Origin of the sequence: Marinobacter salexigens, from assembly GCF_018860765.1 — a bacterium.
Lineage (GTDB): Bacteria > Pseudomonadota > Gammaproteobacteria > Pseudomonadales > Oleiphilaceae > Marinobacter > Marinobacter salexigens_A.
On sequence record NZ_JAHKPV010000019.1, the window covers coordinates 17,312 to 41,095 of the forward strand.

Below are 23,784 nucleotides of genomic sequence, written 5' to 3' on the forward strand. Positions count from 1 at the left end.
CAGCATCGTCAGGTATGTTTTTATGACCATCGCGAAAAAATCATCTGTTCGTCACGTGCCGTACAAAGCTGGCAGGGTGGGTGTATGTAAAGCGCTTACCATCGCCCTGCTTCTGTCGGCACCTTTCGGAGCCCAAGCAAAAGCAGAAGAACCGGAGGTCTATACGCCGGTTGCGCCAACGATTGATCAGGCGCGAGCCAACATTCTTATTGCCCGGCAACTGCAGTTCACCCATTTTCGCGACTTGGGCATTAGTGACAAACTTTCAGGTGACGTGTTTGACTCTTATCTGGATTACCTAGATGGGCAGCGGGTCTATCTTACTGGAAGCGATGTTGAGGTACTGTCCAAAGTCAGAAACCGCCTAGGTTCGGCCCTTAAAACTGGCCAACTACAGCCGGGCTTTGATATCTACAACCTGATTCAGCAGCGTATTATAGAACGCCTACAATTCGCGCTGAACATTCTTGATGAGGGCATCGAAAATCTGGACTTCACCGCTAATGAAAGCATTTTGCTTGACCGCTCTGAAGCTGAGTGGGAGCCAGACAAAAAAGCGCTAGATGCCTTGTGGGTGAAACGCATCAAAAACGCTGTACTGGCTCAACGCCTCAACGGCAGCGATGACGAAGCGATTAAAGATACGCTTAAACGACGGTACGAGGGCCAGCTAAAGCGCGCTTATCAAGCCCGCAGCGAAGATGCGTTTCAGGCTTACATGAATGCATTTGCTGGCATGTGGGACCCGCATACTTCATATTTTTCACCGCGAACCTCTGAAAATTTCAACATTAATATGAGTCTCTCTCTTGAGGGCATAGGCGCGGTTCTGCAAGCGGACAACGAATATACAAAAGTTGTCCGTCTGGTTCCCGGGGGGCCTGCTTCCAAGCAAGGCCAGCTTAAACCGGCAGACAGAATCGTCTCGGTTGCACAGGAAGACGAGCAACCGGTTAACGTGATTGGGTGGCGCTTGGATGAAGTGGTCGATCTTATCCGCGGCCCCCGCAACTCCGTAGTTACACTTGAAGTTGTGCCAGCTAGCACAACCGACGAAACCCTAACCAAGTCCATTTCTATCAACCGGGATGAGGTTAAGCTGGAAGAACAAAGCGCTAGCAAAGACACGATTGAGTTTGACCGCGATAGCGAAAAATACACCGTTGGAGTAATCACCATTCCCACCTTCTACGCTGACTTCCGGGCTATGCAGGCTGGCGACCCAAACTACAAGAGCACAACCCGTGACGTGCGAAAATTGATCGGAGAGCTGCAACAAGATGGTGTAGATGGGCTAGTTATGGATTTGCGCAATAACGGCGGTGGTGCTTTGCACGAGGCCAATGACCTAGTCGGCTTATTTATCGACACTGGCCCCACCGTACAAATTCGCAACTCGAGTAACGAAGTTCAAGTTCTCAGTGACGACGATGCTTCAGTTGCCTACGACGGGCCTTTGGTGGTGCTCACCAACCGTATGAGCGCATCGGCCTCCGAGATATTTGCAGGTGCCATTCAGGATTACGGTCGCGGTCTGGTAGTCGGCTCGCAAACCTTCGGCAAAGGTACCGTACAGGCCGTTCGTCCCCTCAATCATGGCCAACTCAAGATTACCCAATCCAAGTTCTACCGAGTATCTGGTGGTTCAACCCAGCATAAAGGTGTGATTCCGGATATCGAGATCCCTACACGTATTGATAAAACCCGAATCGGCGAAGACGCGCTAGATCACGCCCTGCCTTGGGATCAAATTGATGCGGTTCCACATACCCGGTATTTTGACTTCAGTGGCATTATTGAGGAGCTCCGCCAACGCCATGACGACCGTTTTGCCAAGAGCCCGGATTTCAGGCTCCTTCAAAAGGAAATCGATTTCCTCAAAGATCAGCGCCAAAGGGATACGGTAAGCCTTAATCTGGACGAGCGCACTGTCCAGCAGGAACAGATCGAACGTACAAGACTGACCATTGCAAATGCTCGCAGAGAACTGCGGGGTGAAGAGCCTTTCGAGTCTCTCGATGAACTCGAAGACTGGCAAGATCAGCAAGCTGCCGATCTCGGGTCTGGAAATGAAGAGCTAGATTTTGTTATTCGCGAAGGCGGCGACATTATGGCGGATATGCTCGAGCTGGATAAACGCATGGCTTCCATCCTCACCCCGCAACAATTCGCAGCTCAGGCGGACGCGCTGTAATGAGCCAAAAGTCAGACAAGCCTGTAACCAACGAGCAGGAGCATCAGAACAAAGCTCGAGCTTTACAGGACATGCTGCTGGATGCCTTGCACGCTATGCGCTCGCAAGAAGAGGTGGACGTACTGCGCAAACCGACTGCATCGGAAAAAGCGCCAGACAGCATTATCGACCGTCTTGCCAGCCTTACAGGTTCAGCATTCCGATTCGGAGCGCGCGCCACCGATAAGTCTTTGCGCGTAGGTCGGGCTCTGATCAACTCTCAAGATCAGCTCCGCGCCATGCTTGCAGCTGGCCAATCGCTGAAAGATATCCGAGAAGTGGCCGGGCTTACGCTGTCAGAAATGAGCGAAGCCCTCGATCTCCGCGATAAGTCTGTACTTGAGGCCATCGAGAACGGCACAGCCACACTATCGTTTGAGTTGATCCTTCGCTTAACCGCCCTGATAGCAAGAAATGACCCTATCCCCTTTATTATGCGTACCACCCGAAACTATAACCCGGAGGTTTGGCAGATTCTCAACGATTGGGGTGTGGCTAGAGTTCCGTTACAGTTTGAGCGAGAACGGGAGTTTATCAACATTTTCCGCCGCCATGACTCGGCAAGAACCCTATCGGATGAAGGCTTTCGTAAGGTTCTAGATTTTACGCGGCAAAGCTTCGAGATGTCGCTGCACTTTGCAGAGGATCAAGAAAAGCAGGTTGCTGAGCTCCGCGAAAGCTTCGCAAGCCAGCAAGGTGCGTTTACAGAGAAAAGCACCGCTACTGGCAAAAAGCCATTATCCAAATAGGTTACGCATCCCGATTATATCCGGGTTTCGCACTACACCTTTTTCTGTAACGATCACATCAATCAAGCTCGCTGGCGTCACATCAAATACTGGATTGAACACCGACACCTCCTCTGGTGCCAGCGGTATGCCTCTTATCTCACGAACCTCAATGCCATCTCGCTCTTCAATAGGAATATCTGCACCAGACTGCAAATCCATATCCACGGTGGTGGAAGGCGCAACAACCATAAACCCAACTTTGTGGTGTCTTGCCAAAACAGCAAGGCTATAAGTGCCAATTTTGTTCGCCACATCGCCGTTGGCGGTAATCCGGTCGGCACCCACAATAATCCATCGAACCTCGCCCGCGGCAAGAATGGCTGCTGCAGCGCCATCGGCATTCAGCGTTACCGGAATACCATCACGCATCAACTCCCAAGCAGTAAGGCGGCTACCCTGGAGCCAAGGCCGGGTCTCATCTGCATACACCTGCTTCAGCAGGTTTTTCTCATGCAGCCGACGAATAACACCCAGCGCCGTACCATAGCCACCGGTTGCGAGCGCCCCTGTATTGCAGTGAGTCAGCACCGAAACTTGAGCAGCGCCCTCCGCGCCGGCGGAAAACCCCATCGCTTCAAGTGCGTAATCCGCCATGGTTAGGTTTGCCGCAAGATCCTCCTGATGAATGGCAACCGCTTCATTCTCCAATCGCGCCAGCGCTTCACTGGGTGTGCCGCAACCGACAAACACTCGCTCCATGCGCTGCAAGGCCCAGAACAAGTTAACGGCTGTCGGCCTCGACGCAGCCAAATCACGGATAGCCTCTTGTATTTGAGCGCGCCAGTCGCTCGCTGTTGCCTGCCGCGCAGCCAGAGCGACACCATAAGCCGCGCTGATACCAATGGCAGGGGCACCACGAACAACCATATCGCGAATGCACTGCGAAACGCCGGATGCGGTCGCCAGCGTTAGCCACTGTTCCTGAGCGGGAAGCAAACGTTGATCCAGTAATTCTAAGCTAGCACCAAGCCACCGTAGTGCTACGGTGCCAGTAGATTGCGTGCCAGAAGAAGGCGTGGGTGAAAACTGGGATTCTTTGGAATTATTCATCGTCTGGCTCCGCTTTCATAACGCTGAAAACGGCCAGTATAACGGTTATACTTCCGGGCTACATTTTATCGTCCGGCGGCCTCGTGCTCTGTTTATATGCTCTATAGCATTCGTCGCCGGCACCGCAAGGCAGGGTTAATGACGGCAGATACTATCACCGCAGCCGATATTCGCATCAATGCTCGCTGGCTGATTCCGATTGAACCATACGGGGTGGTGCTTGAGCATCAAGCCGTGATCATACAGGGTACCAAGATTGCTGCCGTTATACCTGTGGCGCAAGCAGATCGCGAGTTTCGTACCAGAAAGACTATTAACCTGCCCCACCATGTGGTTATGCCAGGATTGATCAACATGCATGGCCATGCGGCTATGTCACTGTTTCGCGGCATGGCAGACGACTTACCGCTAATGACCTGGTTAAACGATCATATCTGGCCTGCTGAAGGCCGCTTTGTGAGTGAACAATTCATTGCAGACGGCACGCAGCTCGCCATGGCCGAAATGCTGAGAACCGGCACGACTACTTTCTCAGACATGTATTTTTTCCCGGAAATTGTCGCCCAAATGGCACATGACACGGGCATGCGTGCGCAAGTTTGCTTTCCTTTGCTGGACTTCCCAACTGTGTGGGGTTCGGGGCCTGACGAATACCTGAGCAAGGGTGAGGCGCTAATCGATGAGTGGCGAGGCGATGATTACATTATGCCCGCGATTGGCCCGCATGCGCCCTACACTGTGTCGGATGGACCGCTAAGCAAGGCTATAGCGCTTTCCGAGAAAACCGGCGCGCGTATTCAGATCCATTTGCATGAAACCGCATTCGAAGTAGCAGAAGCTACAGAGAACGAAGGTAAACGCCCTATCGAAAGGCTTGCGGAACTTGGTGCTCTTAGTGACCGAACCCAATGCGTTCACATGACCCAACTTACCGATTCTGACATTGCACTTGTTGCGGGCACAGGCGCGCACATCGTTCACTGCCCGGAGTCCAACTTAAAGCTCGCTAGCGGCTTATGTCCTACCCACAAGTTAATGGAAAGCGGTGTTAACCTCACCATCGGAACAGACGGTGCCGCCAGCAACAATGATCTGGACCTGTTTGGTGAGACCCGCACGGCCGCAATGGTCGCGAAAGTGGTTGCCAATGATGCTGCCGCACTTTCAGCCCATCAGGCTTTGAATATGGCTACCCTTAATGGAGCCAAAGCTCTGGGGCGAGAACATGAGTTGGGATCGCTACTAGCCGGGAAACTCGCCGACATCATCGCCATTGACCTAAGTGATCCATTTATACAGCCAGTTTATGACCCAGCCTCCCATCTTGTTTATAGCAACCATGGGCGCGCTGTAAGCCATAGCTGGATTAACGGCGTACCTCAAGTACAGGATGGCAAGCTAACGCGTATAGATGTACCGGATCTAATGCTTCGTGTTGCAGGCTGGGCGGAAAAAATTCGCAAGCAACAGGCTGACTAACCGAGTTTCGACAGATTGACCAGGCAGAAGATAAGATGACAAACCAGAACGTTGACCGTAACGAAATTGCGAAGTTTGAAGCCCTTGCTAGCCGCTGGTGGGACCCCTCCAGCGAGTTCAAACCGCTACACGATATTAACCCCTTGCGCCTTAACTATATTGATGAGCGCGTATCGCTTGCCGGCAAACGAGTAGCAGACATTGGCTGTGGCGGCGGCCTGCTCTCCGAAGGCATGGCCCTGCGCGGCGCCCATGTAACCGGTATAGATATGGGGGAGGCGCCTTTGGCGGTGGCGCGGTTGCACGGTCTGGAAAGCGGAATCAAGGTGGACTACCGGCAAATCACCGTTGAAGAACTGGCACGGGACCCCGAGCACGCTGGCCAGTACGATGCCGTTACCTGTCTGGAGATGCTAGAGCATGTGCCCGACCCCGCCTCGGTTATCAAAGCATGCTCTACCCTACTCAAGCCGGGCGGGCACATGTTTGTATCAACCATTAATCGCAATCCGAAATCTTTTCTGTTTGCGATTGTAGGTGCCGAATACGTTCTAAACATGCTCCCCAAAGGCACCCACGAATGGAAGAAGTTCATCCGGCCATCTGAAATGTCAGACCACCTGCGCCATGCGGGACTGGACGTGCACGAACTCACAGGCATGACCTATAACCCCCTCACCCGCACCTACAAGATTGGCCGTGATGTAGACGTTAACTACCTAATGCACGCCCGGGATACTCGTGAAGACTGACCAACCTTCCACCATTCTGTTCGATCTGGATGGCACCTTAATTGATACAGCGCCGGACTTTATCCGCTGCCTAAATGAGATGCGTCAGCAGCACGGGCTTCCGGCGCTTCCGGCAGACCACATACGCAGGTCCGTTTCCAATGGTGCCCGGGCTATGGTGCGTGTGGGATTTGGGCTAGAGCCAGACCATCCGGATTATCTTAACAAGCACACAGCGTTTCTAGATTTGTATGAAGCGGGTGTTGCCGTTGAAACCCGGCTTTTTGAAGGTATGGACACACTGCTCCAATCGCTAGAGCAGCGGGGGATCCCCTGGGGAATTGTTACTAACAAACCGGTACGCTTTGCGGAGCCGCTGGTTCAGGCTCTTGGCTTGGCAGAGCGTTGCGCATCACTGGTGTGCCCAGACCATGTCACCGACCGTAAACCGCACCCGGAAGCCTTATTTCTCGCCTGTAAACAAATCGGTGTAGATCCAGAGCATGCGGTGTATGTGGGCGACCACGAACGTGACATCGAGGCCGGCCGTAATGCGCGCATGAGAACCATTGCGGTCCGCTACGGCTACATTGAAGAACCAGAAACCGTTGACCTATGGCAAGCAGACTTTATTGCCGACACCGTGAACCATCTCGCAAAGCTGTTACAATAGCGTGCTTCTGAAACGGACCATTTTGACAGACTTTGATAAGCCCCAGTCTGCTACGGAGACAGGTTATGCAAGATTACAAGGCACCCGCTGATCTGCTGAAAGACCGCATCATCATGGTGACCGGCGCGGGCAGCGGCATTGGCCGTACCGCCGCAAAAACCTATGCCGCCCATGGTGCCACAGTGATTCTTGTAGGCAGAACTGTGGGCAAGTTGGAAACGGTTTATGACGAGATCGAAGCTGCCGGGCACCCGAAACCTGCCATAGTGCCGATGAATTTCGAAGGCGCTGCGGTAAAGGATTACGAAGAATTGGCCATGACTCTCGAAGACAACTTCGGAAAACTCGACGGCCTACTGCACAACGCCGGTATTCTTGGCGACCGAAGCCCGGTGGAAATGTACGATCCGGAAACCTGGAACAAGGTCATGCAGGTAAACGCCACAGCGCCATTCTTGCTGAGCCGGGCGATGATCCCGCTGCTGCGCTTGTCCGACGCGGCCTCGGTTATCTTCACATCTTCTGGTGTTGGTCGACAGGCAAGAGCCTACTGGGGCGCCTATGCGGTTTCCAAGTTTGCGGTTGAAGGCCTGAGCCAGCTTCTGGCTGATGAACTGGACGATGAGCGACATAACATTCGGGTAAACAGCCTGAATCCAGGCGCCACCAGAACCAACATGCGAGCCCACGCCTACCCGGCAGAAAACCCGCAGCAAAACCCGGCGCCGGAAGAGTTGATGCCCATTTATCTCTACCTGATGGGTAAAGACAGTGAAGGCGTGAACGGCCAGAAATTGGATGCCCAGCCAAAGTAATGGAACTACTTTTTTACACGACATCCCAATGCCATCTGTGTGAACTGGCAGAAGCCCTGCTAGTGAGCACACCTATGCCCATGCCGATACCGGTGGACGTAGTGGACATCGCACAATCTGAAGAGCTTGTAGAGCGCTACGGCACACGAATCCCCGTTCTTCGCCGCAACGACACCGCGGAAGAACTCAACTGGCCATTTACCCGGGAACAGCTACTTACGTTTCTGCAATGAGGAATTATCTGACATGTTGATGGTTATCTCACCGGCTAAAACTCTCGATTACGAGAGCCCATTGGCAACGGAAACCTATACCCAGCCAGACTTTCTGGATGACGCCTGCGAACTGATTGACCAACTCAAAGAGCTGGAGCCCCATCAGGTCAGCAATCTGATGAGCGTCAGCGCCAAACTAGGCCAGTTGAATGCCGAGCGCTTTCAAAACTGGCACACGCCCTTCTCGCCCGAAAACGCCCGTCAGGCTGTGCTTGCGTTTAAAGGCGATGTTTACACTGGGCTAGACGCGGAAAGCTTCAGCGAACAAGACTTCAACTTTGCCCAAAAGCACCTGCGCATGCTGTCCGGGCTTTATGGCATTCTCAAACCTCTCGACCTGATGCAGCCATACCGTTTGGAGATGGGCACCAAATTCGAGAACAACCGGGGCAAAGATCTTTACGCATTTTGGGGTGACCGCCTCACGCAAGAGATAAACCGTTTACTAGAAAGCGACGACGAAGTGTTAGTTAATCTGGCTTCGAACGAATACTTCAAAAGTATTAAAAAGAAAGACCTTGAAGGGCAGCTAATTACTCCCCACTTCAAGGATTGGAAGAATGGCCAGTACAAGATAATCAGCTTTTACGCTAAGAAAGCCCGAGGCCTAATGTGTCGGTACGCCATCCTGAACCGTATTACCAATGTAAACGACCTCAAGGGATTCGACCTTGACGGTTACTATTTCAGCGAAGACCAATCCGATAAAAATAACTGGGTTTTCCTACGGGATGAGCATTAAACAGAAGAGACACCTAACCCAGAGTTAAATCGGAGTAAATCATGAATGAAGCAGTATTTTCCCAGATCGCCATGATGGTGCTTCTGACAGGTCTTATTGGTTGGATGGGTTTTATCGTTTGGGATTTGGCTAAGAAATCACAGGCCGGAAAGTTTGGTACCATCGCCCTGTTTACAGTGCTGGGGGCGGGTGTTTTCGGCTTTATCGTTAAAACAGTGCTCGTAGAAGTTATCCAAATATGAAAGACAAGGATCAAGCCTGATGTGGTTTCGCAACGCCCGCGTTTTCCGTTTTACCAAGCCGTTTGATATTTCTTCTGAAGCGCTGGAAGAAAAGCTCAGCGCCGATGCGTTCAAACCCTGTGGCCCACAAGAAACCGCTCGTCAAGGATGGGTTCCGCCACTGGGCAAACACGGTGAACTACTGGTTCATAGTGCCAATGGCTATCATCTGATTGCCTTGCGCAAAGAAGAGAAAATTCTACCCGGCCCAGTAATAAAAGATGCGGTTGAAGAAAAAGCCGAAGCCATAGAGCATGAACAAGGCCGCAAAGTTCGCCGCAAAGAAAAGGAAGAAATTAAAGAGCAGGTGATGCTTGAAATGCTGCCTCAGGCATTTTCCCGCAACCGTCGCAGCTTTGCGTATCTAGCGCCTAAAGACGGTATTCTAGTGGTTGATGCAGGCTCCGCAAAGCAGGCGGAGGATATGGCCTCAACGTTACGCAAAAGTCTGGGTTCTCTACCGGTGCGCCCTCCTGTACTGGAGCAATCGCCTATATTCACCTTTACCGGCTGGTTGAACGAATCCATTGACCTGCCAAATAGTGTGGTACTTGGGGATGAGTGTGAGCTAAAAGACCCGTCGGAAGATGGCGGCGTGGTCCGTTGTAAAGGGCTGGATTTGAAAGCGGATGAAATCCGCAATCACTTGGAAGCCGGGATGGAAGTAACCAAGCTTGCCTTAACCTGGGATGACAATGTGTCATTCGTTCTTGATGAAGAAATGGGCATTCGCCGACTGAAGTTTGGTGAAACACTTCAAGAGCAGCTCGACGACGTGGATGTGGACGACGCCGTTGCGAAGTTTGACGCAGCCTTCACACTCATGACGCTGGAACTGTCCAAACTGATTCCGGGCTTACTAGAGGCAATGGGCGGCGAAGACCGTTCGGCCATTGTTGAAGAGTAATACCTTTAGCCTATGGGTAACGCTGGGGCCTTTCTAAGAAGGCCTCAGTGGGCGCTTTTCCCTAACCGCTCTTTCTGCCAGTCATTTTCCGGCTCGTTCAGCACCAGCCGCAAATCCATAACCTCTTCCTCAACGTTGTATTTCACTTCAAACCCCATGTGCTCCGCCAACTGCAGCATCGGCCGGTTGTCTGCTAGCACATTCCCTACCATTTCTACCGTTCCACGGGCGCGGCAGTAATCAATCATCTTCTGCATTAGGGCAACACCAAGCCCCTCGCCCTTCATTTTATCGTGAACCATTACGGCAAACTCACACTGGAGGTTGTCTGCATCTGTCCAGGTTCGCACAGTGCCCAGAGTTTCATCCCCTTCCCCGTCTTCTCTTGGCGCGTTGGCGATGAAAACCATTTCTCGGTCGTAGTCGATCTGTACCATCTGAGCGACATCTTCCCGAGTGAAGTGTTTACGATACTGAAAAAACCGATAGCGAATGGATTCGGGTGACTGAAGCTCATGGAAGACCCGGTGGGAGGGCTCATCCTCGGCCAGAACCGGGCGGATAATCACCCTTCGACCGGATTTGGGCAACACCAACCATTCCTCAAGTTCTCTCGGGTAAGGCTGGATAATCGGCTGGCCTCGCGTTTCCGACAGGTTAATGGTCACGTTCACCGCTACAGCACCTTGTTCATTGAACAACAAGGGTGAAATCTCCAGCCCCTGAATTTCGGGTATATCAATAACAATCTGGGACAGGGTGACCAAGGTTTCTGCCACCGCGCGGATATCCGACTCCGGCTTCAAGCTGTGCTCACGAAGCAATTTAAACATATAGGTCCGACGCAGTAGCTCTCTTGCAAGGACCATGTTCAACGGCGGGAGTGCTATCTGGCGATCTGTCATTACATTGATATGGGCGCCAGACGCACCGCAAACCACCAAAGGCCCAAACTGGGCATCTCTGGTAATCCCTACACTGAATTCAATACCGCCAATGTGCTGATAGGAGCGCTGCATGGCAAACCCAAGAAAACCACTGTTCGGGAAGTGCTCCTGATACTCTTCCATCAGAAACTGGCAGGCATCAATAATCGCAGCCTCGCTGCTCAGCTTCTGAACCTTACCCTTGTAGCGGCGCTGGGCAACCGTCAAGGTAAAAAAAGGGTGACAGGCTTGCTCGTGCACAAGGGTTACGTCCACGGGGCGGCGCTCTATGGAAAAAGCTTCGAGAACTTCTTCTACGTCTTCGCAATAAATAGTCTCTATGGTATTGATACCATAATCGCAGATCACTTCCCGGGCTTCACGGCTCGACAAGTGCTTTCGGCCTGAGCGCAACGCATTCATTACCAATCGACGTGGTTTTGTGTAATCCGAGAAATGATCCGTAAACGACTCGGGGGTTTCCGTCAGCAAGCGCTGGATACGCTGGTGCCGAACATGCTGCATAAAAGCAACAACCGCTTTTTCCGGGTTAAAAAACGAAGGCACCCCGGCGCGATAAAACTCATCACGGGCTTCCATGACCGTACTCTGCCCCAGCCAGCAGGTGAAAATATTAAGTCGCGTGCCCTTTGCCGCTTGCACCACGGCATCAGCAATCTGCAAACTGTCTTCGGTCAAACTGGGCGCGTACATTACCAGCACGTTGGCCACTTCTGGATCTTTGGCCAGAATCTTGATGGCATTGCCATATAGCTCGGGAGACGCATCGTAGTTGAGGTCGATGGGGTTCTTGCGTGTCCAATATGATGGTAGAAGTTCCGCGAGAGACGTAATGCTAGACTCGGACAAATCTGCAAGCTCGCCTCCCAGATCCGCCAGCCGATCCACTGCTAAAACGCCCGGCCCCACGCCATTGGCTAAAATAGCAAGGGTCTCTCTGCGCAAAGGCCGCATACGGGTAAGTGTTTCCAGAGCGTCGAACATCTGCCCCAGACCATCAACCCGCAGCACACCGGCACGCTGGAGCATGGCGTCATATATGGGGTCGCTCCGCCTTATGCCATCCGGTAACTCATGGGGTAGCCACTCAGATTCTGGCACTCTGCCAGATTTAACGGCGATAACTGGTTTAGTTCTAGAGGCCACTCGCACGGCGGACATAAAGCGACGTGCATTTGGAATATGTTCAATGTGCAGGAGAATAGCTCGGGTTTGGGAGTCTTGGGCGAGGTAATCAATCAGATCGTCATGATCTATGTCCATGCCGTCGCCGAGGGTGAGAAAATAGGAAAAACCAACCCCCCGTGCAAAGGCCCAATCGATTACTGAACTGGCAATGGTGCCAGACTGGCCCACGAACGCTACGCGGCCGGGAAGCACCCCCATGTGCGCATAGGTGGCATTCAAGCTTCTGGCCGGGACCATCAAACCAATGGTGTTGGGACCCAGGACTCTAATGCCCGTTTCCTTCGCCGCATCTCTCACCGAGTACATCAAAGGCTGGCCGGTTTTACTGTGGGTACGGGACATGCCGCCGGTCATCACGATCGCTGTACGCACGCCCGCCTCACCCAAGCGCCGGATGGTTTTGGCAACTGTATCAGGTGGCGTACAGACAATGGCTAGGTCTGGCGTAAATTCCATTTTGGAAATATTCTTGACACAGGGTACGCCATGGACATTTTCGTAACCCCTCTGGTTAACCACCAGAAGCTTGCCCGGATAGCCGCCACTCATCAGGTTTCGCAACACCATACCGCCAAGGTTGCCCGTCCGCTCCGATGCTCCGACCAACGCAATGGAGTCAGGGTTAAATAGACTTTCCAGATACCGGGTGCTCACGCTGACTCTCCTTGGGACGTTGTTTTAGCTATCTTATGCATTGAACAACCAATGTGAAATGCCGATTACCACTATACGACCAAAGAAACTCGGCGCCATCAGATTTTCCCTGATAAGATTGAAGAAAATACAAGTATAGCCGGGACGTTTCGAGATTTATGACCACAGCATTTTTTTCTCACGATGACTGCATGAAACACGACATGGGGCCGGAGCATCCAGAAAGTCCCGCTCGTTTGGCGGCCATCATCAGCTATATAGCCGACACCGGTATTGCAGAAAAACTCGACTGGGTGCGCCCAGAAGAAATTACCCGCGACCAACTATTAAGCGTGCACCCAGAAAGCTACCTGCAACAGCTCGACATGATGCAGCCCACTAGAGGGCGGGTGTTCACCGATCCGGATACCGCCATGATGCCCGACACCCTACGCGCTGCAAGATTGTCTGCCGGCGCTAACATCCAAGCGGTGGATATGGTCATGAGCAGTCAAGTTACCAACGCCTTCATCTGCGCACGACCTCCAGGCCACCATGCCGAACGCACCAAATCGATGGGCTTTTGTTTTTATAACAACATAGCTCTTGCAGCCATGCGCGCGCTCAATTTTCATCATCTTGACCGAGTGGCCATTATTGATTTTGATGTGCATCAAGGGAACGGCACTGTGGATATTGTGAGCGGAGATGAACGCATCTTGATGTGTTCAACCTTCCAGCACCCTTTATTTCCATACTCCCATGTACACCGGCAAGCCGATAATATCGTGAACATTCCCATTGAAGCCGGATGCTCTTCCGCAGAATACCGCAAGCAGGTAGAAGCCGGATGGATAAAACGCCTGAACGCTTTTAAGCCTCAGGTAATTTTGATATCCGCCGGATTTGACGCCCACCGATTGGATCCGATGGCTGAAGTGAATCTGGAAACAGAGGATTACCGCTGGCTAACGGAGATGATGGCAGGCGTGGCGAATGAGCACAGCAACGACCGAATCATTTCCACTCTGGAAGGCGGCTATCATTTAAAAGCGCTTGCCGAAAGCGTGAATGCCCACTTGGAAGTGCTGAGTTCGGTTTACTGAGGTTTTGGGTTTAGAGCTCTCGCGCCCAAAACTTAACCCGAAGTAAAGCCACCGTAGCCGTTAGCCTGCTGCATTCCGGGGCGATCACTCTCACGCTGCAAACGGATGGTAGTTCGCCGGTTGTCGGCAGGACGTCTAGATACAGGGTACCGGTCGCCGTGGGCCCTTACGGTGATTAGATCTGAATCTATCCCACGGCTTTTCAGATAGTCGGCAACCACATTGGCTCGTTCCTCAGACAAGGCCCGGTTATCGATGCGGCTTCCAATTCTGTCGCTATGCCCGTCAACAAACACACGCTCCACCGTGGAATCCGCCATCAGGTAGGCCACAATGTTATCAAGCAACTCCATATCGGCTGCAGACAAGCGCTTGCTGCCACTGGCAAACGCCACTCTCGAACGACTTATCTGATCGATATTCACCGGCAATAAATTCGCAGCGCACGCGCGATAGCGCTGGTATTGGCCGTTGAAATTAACATTAGACACCTGCACCCGAACGGGGCTGCCGTCGTACCAAGAGGCGCGGGTAACGGTAGGGCGCATGCCCTCCAACAGGCTTTGTGCAAGAATCACTGACTGCCGGGCTTTCAGAGACACCTGTCGACGCCCATCCGATACATCAACCACACCCACAGACCTTGGAGCCACGCCTGGCCGCCATGCCGGTGCCTCAACAACTAGAGAACCTTGCCCAGGGCGCATCAAATTAAATTCGGACTCCAGGAAAAATGACAAATCCTCACCTGCCCTGTGCCGGAACACGGCTCGCCCGAAGCCCGGAACCTCATGCACCAATGAGCACTCGAAAACGGATTCAGCAATATACCACTGGCTATTTGTGATTCCGGCGCCATAGCTTCCCGCCCAGCTTGCACTGGGCAAAAAGAGGCCTAATGCCAGCGTCCCTAGTCGGTACCGCATTTGCTTAGTGAAAACCTGTGTCATAACAGTCATACCGTTGTTTCACGGATGTTTCGTGGTTTCCATGCTTAACGGCACAGACCCGGCGTTCTTTAATCAAACACGGGAAAAACAATCACCGGCACCTTCTGCTATAATCTGCCAAATTTTTAAGAGCCAAAGCACCTTCCAAAGTGAAGGCGCCTTCAACGCCTCTTATCCCAGTTATTAGAAAGTAATGCGGAATCCAGCCCATGAACGAACAACTTACCCTTGTGCGCCCCGACGACTGGCACCTCCACGTTCGTGACGGCGAAGTGTTAGAAGACGTCGTGCCCGCAACGGCGGCCTGTTTTGGACGCGCGATCATCATGCCTAATCTTGTCCCACCCGTAACTAACGCCGCTGAAGCCTCAGCGTACCGGGATCGAATCCTAGCAGCGGCCAAAGGCACGGGTTTCCGGCCCTTGATGGCACTCTATCTAACAGAATCTACAACCCGTCAGGACATTCTTGAGGCAAGCGCCGACGGTGTTGTGGCGGCTAAGCTTTACCCGGCAGGCGCTACCACTAACTCTGCATCGGGTGTGCAAGACATCCGCAATATCTATCCTGTACTTGAAACCATGGCAGAGTGCGGCATGCTGCTGCTTGTTCATGGCGAGGTGACCGATGCGGATATCGATATTTTTGACCGGGAGAAGGTCTTTCTCGAGCGAGTGCTTGCCCCCACACTGAAAGCCTTTCCCAGCCTTAAGGTTGTTCTTGAGCATATAACGACCGCTGATTCCGCAGAGTTTGTGCGGCATTATCAAGGCAACAACCTTGCTGCAACGCTTACCCCCCAGCACCTGATGTATAACCGCAACCACATGTTAGTCGGTGGTATACGCCCCCACTTGTATTGCCTACCGATCCTCAAACGTAATCGACATCAACAAGCGTTAAGGGATGCGGTTGCAAGTGGCGATAAGAGATTCTTTCTAGGGACGGACTCCGCACCTCACTCGAAAGACAAAAAAGAGGCGGCATGCGGCTGTGCAGGCTGCTATTCCGCATACGGCGCGATTGGCTTGTACGCAGATATATTCGAAGAGCTGGGAATTATTGACCAACTGGAAGCTTTCGCCAGTTTTAACGGTGCGGATTTCTATGGTCTTCCGCGAAATACCGATACCATTACGCTGGTGAGAGAACCCTGGACCATGCCGGACGAATTACCACTGGCCGGTGGTACCATTGTTCCACTAAAAGCTGGCGAAACCATTAACTGGCGCCAAGCGTAACTCACCCCGACTTATTGAAAACGGCCAAGACCGGAGCTTTAGTGACTGAAGAAAACCGACAATCGCACCCCATGTCCCGCAGATTTCGCGGCTTTTTACCCGTCGTTGTTGATGTAGAAACAGGCGGGTTTAATCCGGAACGTGATGCTCTGCTGGAAATAGCTGCGGTGATGCTCACCATGGACGAGGACGGTCGCTTACACCGCGCCGAAACGCATTTGCAACAGATTGACCCGTTCGAAGGCGCCAATCTTGAGCAATCCGCACTGGACTTCACGGGCATTGACCCGTGGAATCCGGAACGGGAGGCCGTTCCTGAGCGAGAAGGCCTTAGCGAGATCTTTCGCCCAATCCGCAAAGCGGTCAAAGCACACGATTGCAAACGTGCCGTGCTGGTGGGACACAACGCAACTTTCGACCACAATTTTGTATTTGCTGCGGCACAACGAGCAGAGATTAACCGCAACCCGTTTCACCCCTTCTCTACCTTCGATACAGCAACCCTTGCTGGTCTGGCCTACGGCCATACAGTGCTCGCACAAGCCTGCAAGTTGGCTGGCATTCCGTTCAGCAATAAAGAAGCTCATTCAGCAGCTTATGATGCGGAAAAAACAGCCGACTTGTTTTGCGGCATTGTTAATCGCTGGTTGGATTTGGGCGGATTTCCGCCACCTTTTATGGTGGACGAGAGCGACCAATAACCTCACTTAGTACCCACAAAAAAACCCGCTGTGCGGGTTTTTTTGTTTCATTGCTCTAACAGTACTTCGCTTACCAGTGGATGCCTCGCATCACTGCTGCGAATGCCACCTGCTCTGTAGACACCTTAGGCTTATCAGTAGGCTTGCCACCAGCAGCCTGAGCCGAGTCAGGGAACATGCGGTAGCCCGTGTTCATAACAATCTCGCCCACCTTCGGTGCCAGAGCGTGCAGCACCTGTGCTGTAATACCAAGACGCGTAGCAACGCGCTTGGGGCGATCAATGATTGAGTTAGTCACCAAGTCGGCGGCCTCTTCCGGCGAAAGAGTTGGCACGGAATCGTAGATCTTGGTGGGTGCAATCATCGGAGTTTTCACCAACGGCATATTGATGGTGGTAAAGGTTACGTTCCGATCCGACCACTCAGACGCAGCACACCGGCTAAACGCATCCAACGCCGATTTAGACGCCACATAGGCCGAGAACCGGGGCGCGTTGGTCAGTACACCAATGGATGAAATATTAACCACATGCCCACGCCGACGCTCCAACATAGAAGGCGCAAAGCCCATGATTAGGCGCACTGAACCGAAGTAGTTGAGCTGCATAGTGCGCTCAAAATCGTGGAAGCGATCAAAAGACAATGACAGTGAACGGCGGATTGAGCGGCCTGCATTATTCACCAACACGTCTACATGCCCGTGATTATCCAGAACGGTTTTCACAAACCGGTCGCAATCGTCCATATCGGAGAAGTCGCACTGATAGGCGTGCACATTACCGCCTCTTGCTTCCAAAGATGCACTCACCTCATCTAACGTTTCTTTTGTGCGAGCACCAATCACCAATATTGCGCCAGCGTCTGCAAGCTTTTCAGCCGTTGCCAGGCCAATACCAGAAGTAGCACCGGTTATTACACACACCTTGCCGCTAACTGTTCCCTTTAACGTGCGATCTTTGAACAGATCTGGGTCAAGATTGCGCTCCCAGAAATCCCAAATCACCGGCGCATAACGCTCAAGGCGGGGCACCTCAATACCCGTTCCTTTGAGCGCCCTCTCGGTTTCACGGGCATCAAAGCGCGTGGGGTAATTAATAAAGGACATCACGGAGCGTGGAATACCCAGATCATCGAGCACTGCACTGGTGATCTGCTTAACTGGTGGCAGGTTTTTCAAACTTTGACGGATAAATGGGGGAATAAACCCAAACATGCGGGAATCAATACGCATACCCATTTTGGGTGCATGACCCGCCTCGCAGAAAATATTGAGAATCTCGCCAACTTTATATGGGTCGGTATCCACAAGGTGGAAGCAATTTCCGTCTTCGCCTTCAAGGTGAGCAATGTGATCCATTGCATTCACCACAAAATCGACAGGAACAACGTTCAGCCGACCGCCTTCAACACCAATTGTCGGCACCCACTGAGGCAGAGTACGACGAATTTTCTGAATCAACTTGAAGAAATAGTAAGGACCGTCAATCTTGTCCATTTCTCCGGTTTCTGAATGGCCAATCACCATGCCCGGCCGATAGATACGGAAGGGCACCTTGCACTCTTCACGCACTACCTTCTCGGATTCGTGCTTGGTCATTAAGTACGGGTGATCCAGCTTCTCCGCTTCTTCAAACATGTCTTCGCGGAAAATACCCTTAAACAGACCTGCTGCAGCGATAGAAGAAACATGGTGGAAATGTTTTGCTTTCATGGCTGCAGCAGCATTCACTGCAGACCGGGTGCCTTCGATGTTCGTGGCCTGCTGCGCTTCTTCATCGACGCCCATGTCGTAGACAGCCGCGAGATGGAAAAAGTGGTCCACTTTTCCTGCCAAGGCTTTAAGGGTTTTGGCATCAATGCCCAGGTTCTTGCTCGTGAGGTCGCCAATAACAGCCTTTACACGAGACTCATCGACACCCCAGCTTTCTCTGAGCGCATCAAGCTTACCTTGAGACTGCTCTCTTACAAGCAGATGCACGGTACCGCCACGCGCCAGCAGTTTTTCCACTAGAAAACGACCAATAAAACCAGTACCACCGGTCAGGAAATAATTCATTGATAATCCACCCTGCTTGTTGCTCTATTGTTGTCTATCCATGCCGACCACCTTAGACCAAAGTCTTACGGCAACCCATAACGGACGGCATTGTACTTAATTGCAACCTTCATGTATCGGAATTAGTTAGAACTTTCGCCCTGCAACCCATTGTTTTTGTTAGAGCTATTACTCTAAAATCGTTTTGGGCGACTGTATTTTTACCCGACACAACGCAATTTAGACTAGCACAGTAATTCGCCCGTGCCTCACCTCAAATGTGAATTACGGCAAAGCAATGAAACAACCCGCCAGCAATGCGATAATCCGGAACTTGTAGCCTATTCAGGCGTCAAAACGTCCTCCAGTTCAAACGATACCCGGAAAACCTAGAATGCAGAAAGATAACCCGAACACTGATCGCTATATCACCATTGCCCGCGCCTGCTTGAAAGCTATCAACGACACAGCATCAGATTCCGGAAGCAGGGAACAGAAAATTCAAGCGGTTTATCAAGCCATAGACAGCGCCTTTCAATCTGAGTTTGCGGATTACCGCCAGTCTGTCGCTATTATGGCGTCTGTACTTGAGCGCATTGCCTCTGGCGAACTTGATGCTGAAAAAGCGGCAGATCTCGCCCGAAAAACCCTCGATCAACAGCCGAAAGAAACACGCAATTCAAAGGCGCACTGAGCATTAGCCAGTGTCGCACCTCAACTTTTCAGGCTCCCAAACGGATACGAGAGGCCCTATGTCTATAAGTTCGCCCAAGAACCTTGTTACACAGTTGCTAGCCACAAAAGTGTTTGCGCTACTGGTATTGTTCCTCGCCAGCACTTTTTCCGTGGCGGCACAGACTCCAGATAAGAGCCCGAACGACAACAACGAATACAGGTTCATAGAACTGAATAATGGCTTGCGCGCTATTCTCGTATCGGATAAAAGCGCGGACAAAGCTGCAGCTTCCATGAATGTGGCCGTTGGCAGTGGTGATGACCCGAAAGAGCGGGAAGGCATCTCGCACTTTCTGGAACACATGTTGTTTTTGGGCACTGAAAAGTATCCTGAGCCCGGAGAGTACCAGCAGTTCATCAAAAGCCACGGCGGCAGCCACAATGCCTTCACAGCGTTTCGAAACACTAACTACTTCTTTGATATTCAGGCTAACTATCTCGAAGCAGCACTGGACCGCTTTGCCCAGCAGTTTGCCGCACCACTGTTTACCGCCGAACTGGTAGACCGGGAACGTAATGCTGTTCATTCAGAGTTCAGTGCGAAACAAAAAGAGGATGGCCGTCGTTTTTATTCAGTCAAAAAAGCCACTAGCAACCCTGAACACGCGTTTCATCAGTTTGCTGTAGGCAACCTAACTACATTGGAAAATACCGAAGCGAATCCACTTCGGCCCGACCTGATCGAGTTCTGGAAAACCCATTATTCCGCCAACCTGATGACGCTAGCCGTTTATGGCCCCCAGACGCTGAACACACTTGAATCGATGGTACGCGCGCGTTTTGAGGCCATAGAGAACCGTAATCTAAAACCCAGGGTTCACAGCGCGAGCCTACTTGAAGACCATAAACTGCCTGCAAAGGTAACTGCTGAAGCCATCAAAGATGTTCGCAGTTTGTCACTGTCGTTTCCCATTCCATCCCAGAAGGAAAACTACCGCACGAAACCTGCCAGCTACCTAGCAAACCTGCTTGGTCATGAGGGGCCGGGAAGCCTATTCGATGTGCTCAAAAGAAACGGTTTGGCTGATAGCCTCTCTGCAGGCCTTGGAATGGATACCGGCGAAAACGCCACATTGGACATCAGCATTGCGCTCACCCCAGAGGGCCTCGACAGGCATGAGGAGATTCTGCCTCTGGTGTTCCAATACATCGGCATTATCCGTGAACAGGGCATCAGCCAACAGCGCTTTAAGGAAATGCAGCAGTTGGCGCAAATTGACTTTCGCTTTCGTGAGCAAAGTGAACCTATGCACGAGGCCATGCGGCTATCCAGCCAGCTTCAGGATTATCCCGCTGACGACATTCTCAGCGCGCCTTGGTTGATGGAGCGCTATGCGCCAGAACAGTACAAGGCCATTCTTTCCCGGTTAACGCCGGATAATCTAATGGCCTACTTACTGGCGCCACAGCCTGAACTGACAAACCCAGAATATACTCAATGGTATGAAACGCCCTGGCAACTTGAACCCTTGAACGCAGAGCTACTCCAAAACAATGCGTCCAGCGCATTGAGTGAAGCGCTTCGGCTTCCACTACCCAACCCGTTTGTGCCTGAAAACCTTGCTATGGTTTCAGGCAAAACCATGAGCAAACCCGAGCGTTTGGGCAACCAGGACGGCATTGCGATTTGGTTTGCCCGGGATACCCGTTTCAATACGCCCAAGGCCAACGTGTTCTTCAGCTTACGCACCCCAGCTGTCCAGGTTTCCGCCCGCAGCCACGTGCTCACACGTCTACTGGTGGACAACATCAACAACAACCTGAATGCCTGGGCTTATTCAGCCCGCCTAGCCGGGCTGGATTACAGCATTTATCCTCACCTGCGTGGCATCACCGTGCGTGTAGGCGGATACAGCGACAAACTCCACACGCTGATGAACCGTATTCTTATGCAGGTAGCAACGCCGGAGGTTAGCCAGCAGCGGTTTGATATTGCTCGGCAGAATCTTATAGACAGCCTGCAAAACAAAGCGAAAGATCGCCCAGTGGCTCAGACCTCGGAATTCATTCAGTCGGCCTTGTTGGAAGACACCTGGAGTACCGAAGAAAAGCTTCAAGCAGCCAAAGAAGTGACCTTCGAAGAGCTTATGTCTTTTGCGGATGCGTTACTTTCAGAAGTAGACCCGGTGCTGTTGGCCCACGGCAATATTACAGAAGCCTACGCCCTCAATCTTGCCCAACAAGTTGACGCAATCGTATTGGGCAAGAGTGAAATTGTAGAGGTTGAACGCAGCCGCATGCGGAAGCTACCAGCCAACGAGACGCTGGTATCCTTGGATGTAGAGCACCCGGATACCGGTTACACGCTCTACACCCAAGGTAAAGACACCGGCTTTGACGAACGCGCCCGCTTCCGCCTACTGGCCCAAATAATAAGTAGCCCGTTTTACGAAGAGATCAGAACCACCCGCCAGCTTGGCTACATTGTTTACGCCACACCGTTTGAAATGCTGGAGACTCCGGCACTGGGCTTTGTAGTGCAATCACCGACCGCAAGCCAGAACGACATTGACCAAGCGGTTCGAGAGTTCTCAGAAGGTTTTGATAAAACTCTCAGTACCCTAGACGAAAAACGGCTGAATCGTGAAAAACAGGCGGTAATCAGCAAAATTCTGGAGCAAGACCGCCAGTTGGGCGAGATATCAGGGCGCTACTGGCGCGAGATTGACCGTGGCTCTGATAACTTTGATTCCCGCGAGCAACTCGCAAAAGCTGTTAAAACCGTCAGCTTGGAAGAACTAAAAGCCACCTTTGAAAGCGCTGTGGTAAACAGAGATAGAGCTCTGCGCGTAGTAACCGGAGGCGATGGGTTGAGTGCGTATGAAGCTCGCGCTCTAACCCTTCAACAGCCCCCCGTTACTTCAAGGTAAGCTGAAAACGCGCCCAATCCTCCGGCTCATCCACATCCCAACGGGGCTCCAGCAAACCAACGCTGAGCCCCATTTTTTTGATTTGCTCGCAGGTTTGTTCCAGAGCGCTACCGGTACCCCATTCAACACCATCGAGCATATGCGGAACCACCCGGCGAGCGCCAATGAGCACATAACCACCGTCGTCTGACGGGCCCAACACCACATCATAGTCTTCCAGACAACCCACGGCCTGCCGAACATAGCCCGGATCAACGGAAGGGCAATCACTACCTACAATCAGCGCCAAACGGTGTGACGCCAACCCAACTGCAAGGGCATTGAACATGCGATCACCCAGATTCATACCTTGCTGAACCCGCTGCTCTACGCCTCGCTGTTCAATGGCCTGCACAACCTCTTGTGCAACTTCCGGAACGGGCTCTAATTCCCTGTCCCACCAGAATTGCACAGCAAAGCCAGAATCATCCAAGTTTTCCAGCACTGCAAACGTGAGTGCCACGTGCGCACGCAGAGCGCCTGAAACACCCAGAGCTGGGATAAGGCGGGTTTTCACCCGGCCTGCTTCCGGCCACTTAGCGAATTGCATCACCACTGCATCAGCGGACTTATTCTTTGCCATTGCGAACATCCGAACGGTAAGCGTGGACGAGATTTTCTGGCGAGTCACCGCGCCAATAGCGCCAGCGCAAACGCCACATTAAAAAGATGGTGCGCCAAGTGCCTCCCTGCTCCCAACGGCGGCTATCCGTTGTAACCGGTTCTCGAATACAAAAGGGGCGGGATATCAACCCGAGCCTGCGAGTAAATTCAATGTCTTCCATAATAGGCAAAGGCTCAAACCCACCCAAAGCCTCAAACACTTCTCTGCGCACAAACAGCGCTTGATCGCCCGTGCATATACCCGTTAACCGCGAACGCTGATTCATAAACCAAGCAATCACACGGAACATCACACCCCGACCGCTCAGGCGCACATCAAAACGCCCCCAAGCGTTGTCGCTGTGAACAAACTTACTCAGCTCGCTCAATGCACTTGAGGGAAGACGGGTATCCGCGTGTAAAAACAGCAGCAGGTTGCCTTTCACTGCTGGCCGGGCAACAGACGCGCCAGCATTCATCTGAACGGCCCTACCCTTCCCCGATTGAACCACCCGGTCCGCAAGAGGCTGCGCCAGTTTGGCCGTGCCATCGGTGCTTCCAGCATCCACAACGATAAGCTCATGGCCAGCAGTACGTAACGGCTGCAGCGCTTCAAGCGTTGCCACAATACTGGCTGACTCCATCCATACAGGCACGACAATACTTAGTGAAAAGAGTTCAGACAAACGCCACTCCCAAACAAACAGAAAACTCGGTAACACCTTGAGCCATAAGCTTCAGGCCGTTATCATACCGACC

Annotated in this window: 21 protein-coding genes; 15 read left to right on the top strand and 6 right to left on the bottom strand. The window is 52.2% G+C overall.

The features are described 5' to 3' along the window. Positions 1-22: 22 nt before the first annotated feature. Together KO508_RS10800 and KO508_RS10805 are read left to right on the top strand one after the other, a co-directional pair. A complete protein-coding gene (locus KO508_RS10800) occupies positions 23-2,194 on the top strand; it encodes a carboxy terminal-processing peptidase (RefSeq protein WP_216008331.1) in 2,172 nt (723 codons plus the stop codon). Further along, positions 2,194-2,982, top strand: coding sequence for a helix-turn-helix domain-containing protein (locus KO508_RS10805; protein WP_252738067.1), 789 nt, complete (start codon positions 2,194-2,196; stop codon positions 2,980-2,982). The genes KO508_RS10800 and KO508_RS10805 overlap by 1 nt, the downstream gene beginning before the upstream one ends. On the opposite strand, the gene mtnA is transcribed toward KO508_RS10805, so the two are convergent. After that, a complete protein-coding gene (gene mtnA / locus KO508_RS10810; RefSeq protein WP_216008332.1) occupies positions 2,971-4,074 on the bottom strand; it encodes an S-methyl-5-thioribose-1-phosphate isomerase in 1,104 nt (367 codons plus the stop codon). The two genes, KO508_RS10805 and mtnA, sit on opposite strands and share 12 nt — an antisense overlap. 138 nt (positions 4,075-4,212) lie before the next feature. Between mtnA and KO508_RS10815 the strand changes: the two genes are divergently transcribed. From KO508_RS10815 to rdgC, 8 genes are all read left to right on the top strand, one after another. Continuing rightward, complete coding sequence (locus tag KO508_RS10815) at positions 4,213-5,553, top strand: TRZ/ATZ family hydrolase (RefSeq protein ID WP_216008333.1); 1,341 nt, start codon at positions 4,213-4,215, stop codon at positions 5,551-5,553. A 35-nt stretch (positions 5,554-5,588) separates the two neighbouring features. Continuing rightward, entirely contained in the window at positions 5,589-6,305 is a 717-nt protein-coding gene (gene ubiG, locus KO508_RS10820; protein WP_216008334.1) for a bifunctional 2-polyprenyl-6-hydroxyphenol methylase/3-demethylubiquinol 3-O-methyltransferase UbiG, read from the top strand. Next, the gene (locus KO508_RS10825) at positions 6,295-6,957 is read left to right on the top strand and encodes an HAD family hydrolase (RefSeq protein WP_216008335.1); all 663 of its coding nucleotides are present in this window, start codon (positions 6,295-6,297) and stop codon (positions 6,955-6,957) included. Before ubiG ends, KO508_RS10825 begins: the two co-directional genes overlap by 11 nt. A gap of 65 nt (positions 6,958-7,022) precedes the next feature. Further along, complete coding sequence (locus KO508_RS10830) at positions 7,023-7,772, top strand: YciK family oxidoreductase (RefSeq protein ID WP_216008336.1); 750 nt, start codon at positions 7,023-7,025, stop codon at positions 7,770-7,772. Continuing rightward, positions 7,772-8,005 (top strand): glutaredoxin family protein, encoded by a 234-nt coding sequence (locus tag KO508_RS10835; RefSeq protein WP_216008337.1) that lies wholly within the window; start codon positions 7,772-7,774, stop codon positions 8,003-8,005. Before KO508_RS10830 ends, KO508_RS10835 begins: the two co-directional genes overlap by 1 nt. Before the next feature lie 13 nt (positions 8,006-8,018). Further along, positions 8,019-8,789 carry a peroxide stress protein YaaA gene (gene yaaA / locus KO508_RS10840; protein WP_216008338.1) on the top strand — a complete coding sequence of 257 codons (771 nt, stop codon included), beginning with the start codon at positions 8,019-8,021 and terminating at the stop codon, positions 8,787-8,789. Positions 8,790-8,830: 41 nt separating this feature from the next. Then, a complete protein-coding gene (locus KO508_RS10845; RefSeq protein ID WP_200365522.1) occupies positions 8,831-9,031 on the top strand; it encodes a DUF2788 domain-containing protein in 201 nt (66 codons plus the stop codon). A 19-nt stretch (positions 9,032-9,050) separates the two neighbouring features. Beyond that, a complete protein-coding gene (gene rdgC, locus KO508_RS10850; protein WP_216008339.1) occupies positions 9,051-9,977 on the top strand; it encodes a recombination-associated protein RdgC in 927 nt (308 codons plus the stop codon). 44 nt (positions 9,978-10,021) lie between these two features. Here the strand turns inward: rdgC and KO508_RS10855 are convergent, their stop codons facing one another. Beyond that, positions 10,022-12,766 carry a bifunctional acetate--CoA ligase family protein/GNAT family N-acetyltransferase gene (locus KO508_RS10855; RefSeq protein WP_216008340.1) on the bottom strand — a complete coding sequence of 915 codons (2,745 nt, stop codon included), beginning with the start codon at positions 12,764-12,766 and terminating at the stop codon, positions 10,022-10,024. Positions 12,767-12,924: 158 nt separating this feature from the next. Between KO508_RS10855 and KO508_RS10860 the strand changes: the two genes are divergently transcribed. After that, the gene (locus KO508_RS10860; protein WP_216008341.1) at positions 12,925-13,851 is read left to right on the top strand and encodes a histone deacetylase family protein; all 927 of its coding nucleotides are present in this window, start codon (positions 12,925-12,927) and stop codon (positions 13,849-13,851) included. 32 nt (positions 13,852-13,883) lie between these two features. Here the strand turns inward: KO508_RS10860 and KO508_RS10865 are convergent, their stop codons facing one another. Beyond that, entirely contained in the window at positions 13,884-14,810 is a 927-nt protein-coding gene (locus tag KO508_RS10865; RefSeq protein WP_216008342.1) for a flagellar protein MotY, read from the bottom strand. A gap of 200 nt (positions 14,811-15,010) precedes the next feature. Here KO508_RS10865 and pyrC point away from each other — a divergent pair, with 200 nt between their 5' ends. Together pyrC and rnt are read left to right on the top strand one after the other, a co-directional pair. Beyond that, positions 15,011-16,042 (top strand): dihydroorotase, encoded by a 1,032-nt coding sequence (gene pyrC, locus KO508_RS10870; protein ID WP_216008343.1) that lies wholly within the window; start codon positions 15,011-15,013, stop codon positions 16,040-16,042. A gap of 41 nt (positions 16,043-16,083) precedes the next feature. Beyond that, positions 16,084-16,743 (top strand): ribonuclease T, encoded by a 660-nt coding sequence (rnt, locus tag KO508_RS10875; protein ID WP_216008344.1) that lies wholly within the window; start codon positions 16,084-16,086, stop codon positions 16,741-16,743. A gap of 70 nt (positions 16,744-16,813) precedes the next feature. On the opposite strand, the gene KO508_RS10880 is transcribed toward rnt, so the two are convergent. After that, positions 16,814-18,799 (bottom strand): SDR family oxidoreductase, encoded by a 1,986-nt coding sequence (locus KO508_RS10880; RefSeq protein ID WP_216008345.1) that lies wholly within the window; start codon positions 18,797-18,799, stop codon positions 16,814-16,816. A 373-nt stretch (positions 18,800-19,172) separates the two neighbouring features. Here KO508_RS10880 and KO508_RS10885 point away from each other — a divergent pair, with 373 nt between their 5' ends. Both KO508_RS10885 and KO508_RS10890 read left to right on the top strand, forming a co-directional pair. Beyond that, a complete protein-coding gene (locus KO508_RS10885; RefSeq protein WP_216008346.1) occupies positions 19,173-19,472 on the top strand; it encodes a hypothetical protein in 300 nt (99 codons plus the stop codon). A 58-nt stretch (positions 19,473-19,530) separates the two neighbouring features. Further along, the gene (locus KO508_RS10890; protein WP_216008347.1) at positions 19,531-22,383 is read left to right on the top strand and encodes an insulinase family protein; all 2,853 of its coding nucleotides are present in this window, start codon (positions 19,531-19,533) and stop codon (positions 22,381-22,383) included. Here the strand turns inward: KO508_RS10890 and KO508_RS10895 are convergent. Next, positions 22,370-23,005 (bottom strand): TIGR04282 family arsenosugar biosynthesis glycosyltransferase, encoded by a 636-nt coding sequence (locus KO508_RS10895; protein WP_216008348.1) that lies wholly within the window; start codon positions 23,003-23,005, stop codon positions 22,370-22,372. The genes KO508_RS10890 and KO508_RS10895 overlap by 14 nt on opposite strands. Then, complete coding sequence (locus KO508_RS10900; protein ID WP_216008349.1) at positions 22,992-23,711, bottom strand: TIGR04283 family arsenosugar biosynthesis glycosyltransferase; 720 nt, start codon at positions 23,709-23,711, stop codon at positions 22,992-22,994. Before KO508_RS10900 ends, KO508_RS10895 begins: the two co-directional genes overlap by 14 nt. Between the last annotated feature and the right edge of the window lie 73 nt (positions 23,712-23,784).